The organism is Catellatospora coxensis, from assembly GCF_016862635.1.
Lineage (GTDB): Bacteria > Actinomycetota > Actinomycetes > Mycobacteriales > Micromonosporaceae > Catellatospora > Catellatospora coxensis.
This window is the reverse complement of sequence record NZ_BONI01000051.1, coordinates 66072-72292: the sequence shown is the minus strand read 5'-3', so window position 1 is coordinate 72292 and position 6221 is coordinate 66072. Positions and strand designations below refer to the sequence as shown.

General features: G+C 71.0%; 6 protein-coding genes. 2 read left to right on the top strand and 4 right to left on the bottom strand.

What is annotated here, in order from left to right:
- Positions 1 to 39: 39 nt before the first annotated feature.
- The 4 genes from Cco03nite_RS27040 to Cco03nite_RS27025 all read right to left on the bottom strand — a co-directional run bounded on the left by Cco03nite_RS27040 (position 40) and on the right by Cco03nite_RS27025 (position 5208).
- Entirely contained in the window at positions 40 to 1356 is a 1317-nt protein-coding gene (locus Cco03nite_RS27040) for an MFS transporter (protein ID WP_373314330.1), read from the bottom strand.
- A 124-nt stretch (positions 1357 to 1480) separates the two neighbouring features.
- Positions 1481 to 3109: a glycosyl hydrolase family 18 protein gene (locus Cco03nite_RS27035; protein ID WP_203695023.1), complete on the bottom strand. Its 1629-nt coding sequence runs from the start codon at positions 3107 to 3109 to the stop codon at positions 1481 to 1483.
- Positions 3110 to 3227: 118 nt separating this feature from the next.
- A complete protein-coding gene (locus Cco03nite_RS27030) occupies positions 3228 to 3803 on the bottom strand; it encodes an isochorismatase family protein (protein ID WP_203695022.1) in 576 nt (191 codons plus the stop codon).
- A 106-nt stretch (positions 3804 to 3909) separates the two neighbouring features.
- Positions 3910 to 5208 (bottom strand): nicotinate phosphoribosyltransferase, encoded by a 1299-nt coding sequence (locus Cco03nite_RS27025; protein WP_203695021.1) that lies wholly within the window; start codon positions 5206 to 5208, stop codon positions 3910 to 3912.
- A 151-nt stretch (positions 5209 to 5359) separates the two neighbouring features.
- Here Cco03nite_RS27025 and clpS point away from each other — a divergent pair, with 151 nt between their 5' ends.
- Both clpS and Cco03nite_RS27015 read left to right on the top strand, forming a co-directional pair.
- Positions 5360 to 5662: an ATP-dependent Clp protease adapter ClpS gene (clpS, locus tag Cco03nite_RS27020; protein ID WP_120316753.1), complete on the top strand. Its 303-nt coding sequence runs from the start codon at positions 5360 to 5362 to the stop codon at positions 5660 to 5662.
- 10 nt (positions 5663 to 5672) lie between these two features.
- Complete coding sequence (locus Cco03nite_RS27015) at positions 5673 to 6188, top strand: DUF2017 domain-containing protein (protein WP_203695020.1); 516 nt, start codon at positions 5673 to 5675, stop codon at positions 6186 to 6188.
- Positions 6189 to 6221 lie beyond the last annotated feature (33 nt).

Sequence of the window (6221 nt, the reverse complement as noted above, 5' to 3'; positions counted from 1 at the left end):
CCCTCCACAACGCATAGCGATGTGCAGGTGCCCTTCCTTTCAGCGGTGGGTGGCGGGCTCGGGCGTGGTGGCGGACGGGGTGCCGGTGATGGCGGCGTCGGCGATCAGCGTGCCCTCCCAGGCGGTCGGCTCGGTCTGCGGCGCGGCGGGTTCGGCCGGGCGGGAGCCGGCGCCGGCCAGGCGCCAGAAGGGGAGGGCGAGCAGGGCCAGCAGCAGGCCGGCGGTGCCGGTGGCGGCGAACGACCAGCCGGGGCCGTACCCGTCGATGATGGCGCCGGCGAACGGAGCGCCCGCGGCCACGCCGACGGTCAGCGCGGTGCCGTGCAGGCCCATCGCCTCGCCCCGGGCTCCGGCGGGCACCCACTGGCTCATCGTGTCGATGGTGGCCGACAGCGACGGCGCGCACAGCACCCCGGCCGGGATCAGGGCCAGCAGCAGCCACCACCAGCCGCCGCCGACCAGGCCGAGCGGGATGGTCAGCGCGCTCATGAGGCCGGCCAGCAGCAGCGGCGAGATGCTGCGGTGCAGCGCGCCGTAGACGAAGCCGCCGATCAGGGAGTACCCGCACCACACGGCGATGACCAGGCCGATCCAGCTCTCCTGGCCGCTGCCCTTGAGCGTGGCGATGAGCGTCAGGTCGGTGGCGGTGAGCACGAACGTCAGCACCGAGGTGATCGCCAGCAGCGCGAACAGGCGGGGACGCACCCACTGGCGGCGCGGGACCGCGGCCTCGGGGGCGGCCTGCTCGGCCGCGGAGCGGGTCGGCGGGTTGAGGGCGATCAGGGCCAGGCCCGCGCCGACCACGCCGATGCCGACGGCGTACATCGTGGGGCGGCTGCCGAAGGCGGTCACCGCGGCGACCGCGGCCGCGGGGGCGAGCATGTAGGACAGCTCGACGGCCATGGAGTCCAGGGCGAACCCGGGGCGGCGCTGGTCGGCCGGGATGAGCGCGGCGATGCACTGCCGGACGAGGCTGAACACGGGCAGGCCGAGCACGCCCGCGACCAGCGCGCCGGCCAGCAGCGTGTGGTAGTTGAGCTGGGGCGCGACGCTCCAGAACAGTGCCTGGGCGGCGGTGGTGACGATCAGCACGGGGCGCAGGCCGTGCCGGTCGATCAGCCGCCCGGCCAGCGGGGAGCCGATCGCGGAGCCGAGGGTGGAGGCGGTGCCCACGAGGCCGGCCTGGGCGTAGCCGAGGCCCATCGTGTTGACCACGTGCAGGGTCAGGATGATGCCGGCCGCGATGACCGGGATACGAGCCACCAGCCCCACCAGCATCAGTGCACGTACGCCGGGGATTCCGAGGATCTTGCGGTAAGGCTCGATGGTCACTTTGGTCTTTACCTCCGCGCCCATCCTGCCCGAGCCCCCCGACACCGCGTCAGGGAATATCACGTGCGCGCTGAGTTATCTCCGTCACCGCAAAAGGCGGCGGCCCGCCGGAACCCCGAGGTTCCGACGGGCCGCTGGTCTCGCTGGATCAGGCGAGGCCGTTCTTGATCGCGGTGATCAGCTCACCGTTGGCGGTGTCGCCGAACGTGTCCCAGAAGAAGGCACCGGCCAGGCTCTGGTTCTTGGCCCACGTCATCTTGCCCTGGATCGTCGCCGGGGTGTCGTAGCTCCACCACTGGCCGCCGCTGAAGCAGTAGGCGGTGCCGCCGACGGTGCCGTTGGCCGGGCACTTGGTCTTGAGCACGTGGTAGTCCTCGATGCCCGCCTCGTAGGTGCCGGGGGCCGCGCCGGTCGCCGAGCCGCCGGGGGCGGACTGGGTGACGCCGGTCCAGCCGCGGCCGTAGAAGCCGATGCCGATGAGCAGCTTGCTGGCCGGAACGCCCTTGCTCTTCAGCTTGGCGATGGCCGCCTCGGTGCAGAAGCCCTGCTGCGGGATGCCCGCGTAGCAGGTCAGCGGCGAGTGCGGGGCGGTCGGGCCCTGCGCGTTGAAGGCGCCGAAGAAGTCGTACGACATCGGCAGGTACCAGTCGACGTACTGCGCGGCCGCGCCGTAGTCGGTGGCGTCGAGCTTGCCGCCGGTGCTGCCGTCCGCGGTGATCGCCGAGGTGACCAGGGCGGAGCCGAAGCGGTTGCGCAGCGCCTGCATCAGGTTGCGGTACGCGAGCGGGCCGCTGCTGTCACAGGACAGGCCGCAGGCGTTCGGGTACTCCCAGTCGATGTCGATGCCGTCGAACACGTCCGCCCAGCGCGGGTCCTCGACGAGGTTGTAGCAGGAGTTGGCGAACGCGGTCGGGTTGGCCGCGGCCGCGCCGAAGCCACCGGACCAGGTCCAGCCGCCGAACGACCACACGATCTTGATGTTCGGGTACGCCTTCTTGAGCTTGCGCAGCTGGTTGAAGTTGCCGCGCAGCGCGCCCGCGTCCCAGGTGTCGGCGACGCCGTCGACGGACTCCGCCGCCGAGTAGGCCCGGTCGTAGTCGGTGTACGAGTCACCGATCACGCACTGGCCACCGGTCACGTTGCCGAACGCGTAGTTGATGTGCGTCAGCTTCGCGGCCGAGCCGTTGCTGACCAGGTTCTTCACGTGGAAGTTGCGGCCGTACTGCGCCCAGTTGGTGAAGTAGCCGATGACCTTCTTGCCCGGGGTCGGGTTGGTCGGGCTGGCCGACGGGCTCGTCGGGGTGCTCGGCGAGGCGCTGGGCGACTTGCTCGGCGACGCGCTCGGGCTCGGGGCCGAGGAGCTGGGCACGGCCGACGGGCTGGCCCCGGTGGCGCAGTTCGCGCCGTTGATGGTGCACGCGGTCGGCGTGCCGGAGCCCGCCGTCACGAAGCCGAACGAGGCGGAGCCGCCGGCCGGGATGGTGGCGTTCCAGGTGCCGGTCGCGGTGCGGGTCTGGCCCGTGCCGGTCAGGTTGGCGTCCCAGAACGAGCTGACGGTCGTGCCCGAGGGCAGCGTGAACACGAGCGTCCACGTGGCCGCGGAGCCGGTGCCGTTGGTGATGGTGTACTTGCCCTCGGCGCCGCTGCCCCAGTTGGAGGTCTGGGTGTAGGAGGCGGTGACGGTGCCTGCCGCGTTCGCCATGGTGACGGCCCCGATGGAACCGGCGACGACCATGGCTGCGGTGGCGGCTATCAGGCGGGCCCGTGTTCTGAGCATGGCTCTCCCTTAATGATTGACACCTATCCCCCCGATGCGGCCAAACATTAAGTTAACTTTCCTTAAAATGGAAGAGCGCTTACCTAAAACATCCTTTAAGGCCGCCTGAGCTGCGCGTCTACGCCGCTTGGGTGATCTCCACACCGGACGCGCGGAGCTCGGTCAGCGCGATCTCGGTCGATTCCGGAGCGACGCCGGCGGTCAGGTCGAGCAGCACCGTGGTCGCGAAGCCCTCGCGGGCCGCGTCCAGCGCGGTCGCCCGTACACAGTGGTCGGTGGCGATGCCGACCACGTCGACCTCGGTCACGTCACGCTCGCGCAGCCAGGCGGTCAGCCCGACGCCGTTGCTCTGCCCCTCGAACCCCGAGTACGCCGCGGCGTACTCGCCCTTGAGGAAGACCGCCTCGATGCGTTCGGTGTCCAGCGCGGGGTGGAACTGCTCGCCGACGGTGTCCGCGACGCAGTGCACCGGCCAGCTGCTGGAGTAGTCCGGCGGGTTGCCGAAGTGGCCGCCCGGGTCCTGGTGGTGGTCCTTGGTCGCGACGATGTGGTCCCAGCGGCGCGGCGACGCGCCCGCGTCCGCGGCCAGGTGCGCCGAGACGCCGGCCGCCACCGCCGCGCCGCCCGTCACCGGCAGCGAACCGCCCTCGCAGAAGTCGTTCTGCACGTCGACGATGATCAGTGCGCGGGCCATGGCCGCCTCCCCGGACAGTCAACGGTGGTGCCTCTCCACCGCTGCCCATGCTGCTCCGGTCGGAGCCGTCCCGCAATGATCAGGTGACCGGGCTCATGTTCGCCGGCTACCGCGGACCGACGGTGGTCACCGTCACGTGCACGGCGGGGTCGCCGGCGGACAGTTTCAGGCCCTCCCACGGGATCGTGATCAGACAGTCGCGCAGGTGGGCGCGGCTGTCGGCCAGGGTCGGCAGGTCCGCGACGAGCTCGCCGCCACGCACGAACGGGCGCTGCAGCAGCCGGTCGCCGGGCTGGGCCGGGGGCGTGGCCTGCTGCGACAGCACGATCTCCTCGACCGCGGTGCCGGTCGGCTTGTGCCGTCGGTACGCCGTCTTGCGCCCGCCGATCGTCGCCTTGTTCTCGGAGCGCTTGACCACCGGGCGGCCGTCCACTTCGACCAGCTTGTAGACCAGGCCCGCGGTCGGCGCGCCGGAACCGGTCACCACCGCCGTGCCCGCGCCGTACACGTCGACCGGCTCGGCGGCCAGGGCGGCGATGGCGTACTCGTCGAGGTCGCCGCTGACGACGATCTTCACGTCCGGCGCGCCCAGCTCGTCCAGCAGCGCCCGCGACTGCGCGGCCAGCACCGACAGGTCGCCGGAGTCGATGCGCACCGCGCGCAGGCCGGGCCCGGCCACCGCGATCGCGTTGCGGATGCCCTGGCTGATGTCGTACGTGTCGACCAGCAGCGTGGTCTGCTCGCCCAGCGCCGCGACCTGCGAGGCGAAGGCGGCCTTCTCGTCGTCGTGCAGCAGCGTGAAGGCGTGTGCGGCGGTGCCCGCGGTCGGGATGCCGTAGCGCAGGCCCGCGGCCAGGTTCGAGGTCGACGCGAAGCCGGCCAGGTAGGCGGCGCGGGCGGAGGCCACGGCGGCCTCCTCGTGGGCCCGGCGCGAGCCCATCTCGATCAGCGGGCGGCCCCGGGCCGCGGTGACCATGCGGGCCGCGGCCGCGGCGATCGCGCAGTCGTGGTTGAGCACCGACAGGATCAGCGTCTCCAGCACCACGCACTCGGCGAAGGTGCCGCTCACCGTCATGATCGGCGAGCCGGGGAAGAACAGCTCGCCCTCGGCGTAGCCGTCGAGGTCGCCCTGGAAGCGGTAGTCGGCCAGCCAGGCTGCGGTCTGCTCGTCGACGACGCCCCTGTCCCGCAGGAAGGCGACCTCGTCCGGGTGAAATCTGAACGCCGCGAGCAGCTCCAGCAGGCGCCCGGTGCCGGCGACCACGCCGTAGCGCCGGCCCACCGGCAGCCGCCGCGCGAACACCTCGAAGACGCTGCGGCGATGCGCCGTGCCGTCGCGCAGGGCGGCGCTGATCATGGTCAGCTCGTAGTGGTCCGTCAGCAGACTCGGCGCACCGGCAAACATCCCCACACCCTATGGCCTCGCCCGATCTTGCGCCGGTGTCCCCCGTGAGCTGGGTGCGTGGCCTGGCCGCGGGCGCTTCCCGCAAGATCGGGGAATGCTCCGCAGGACGGCACTTCCGCGTGCCTGTGTGTTGCCCGAATCAACTCGTAGGATGGGGGACGTGACCGCCGCCCCACAGACAGTTCCGGTTGATAAACCGGACATAGACGAAGCGTCGGAATTCGCCCGACCCTGGGTCACCATCGTGCACAACGATCCGGTGAACCTGATGAGCTACGTGACCTGGGTTTTCCAGCAGCTCTTCGGTTACAGCAGGGACAAGGCCGAACTGCTGATGCTCGACGTGCACCAGAAGGGCCGTGCCGTCGTGTCGGCGGGCGCCCGCGAGCGCATGGAGCACGACGCCAGCAGGCTGCATACGTACGGCCTGTGGGCCACGGTCGACAGACAGTGAGCGAGCGCGCATGACGATCTTCCGCAGAGTCGGCGCGGAATGCGTGGCGGACTTTCGCGAGGACGAGGTACGGGTACTGCGCAAGGTCGCCGAAGAAGTCGTCGGTCTGCTGACCGACGGCTTCGATCGCGAGGACCCCGTGGTCGAGCGGCTCTTCCCCGACGTGTACCCCGAGGACGTGAAGAACTCCGCGGAGTTCCGGCGCTTCACCGAGGGCGACCTGAAGACCGCCAAGATCGACCAGGCCGGCGCGGTGCTGGCCGGGCTGCCCGAGGCGGGCAAGGGCGAGGTGCGCCTGGACCGGGAGTCCGCCGAGGCGTGGCTGCGCGCGATCAACGACGCCCGGCTCGCGCTCGGCATCCGGCTGGAGCTGACCGACGACACGGTGGTGGAGTACGAGCTGGAGGAGGCGCTGGAGCAGGACGCCGGCTCGGCCCGGGTGTTCCAGCTCAGCGTGTACTCGTACCTCGGCTACCTCCAGGAGTCCCTCCTGGAGGCGATCATCGGAGCCGAGTTCCGGAGGTGACGCTTCCTGTCATGGCGCGGATCACAGGGCTGT

Bases quoted from the DNA above. Each gene is read 5' to 3' on its own strand.
- clpS (WP_120316753.1), top strand. From the start codon at position 5,360: ATGGGGGACGTGACCGCCGCCCCACAGACAGTTCCGGTTGATAAACCG.
- Cco03nite_RS27035 (WP_203695023.1), bottom strand. From the start codon at position 3,109: ATGCTCAGAACACGGGCCCGCCTGATAGCCGCCACCGCAGCCATGGTC.
- Cco03nite_RS27040 (WP_373314330.1), bottom strand. From the start codon at position 1,356: ATGGGCGCGGAGGTAAAGACCAAAGTGACCATCGAGCCTTACCGCAAG.
- Cco03nite_RS27030 (WP_203695022.1), bottom strand. From the start codon at position 3,803: ATGGCCCGCGCACTGATCATCGTCGACGTGCAGAACGACTTCTGCGAG.
- Cco03nite_RS27015 (WP_203695020.1), top strand. From the start codon at position 5,673: ATGACGATCTTCCGCAGAGTCGGCGCGGAATGCGTGGCGGACTTTCGC.
- Cco03nite_RS27025 (WP_203695021.1), bottom strand. From the start codon at position 5,208: ATGTTTGCCGGTGCGCCGAGTCTGCTGACGGACCACTACGAGCTGACC.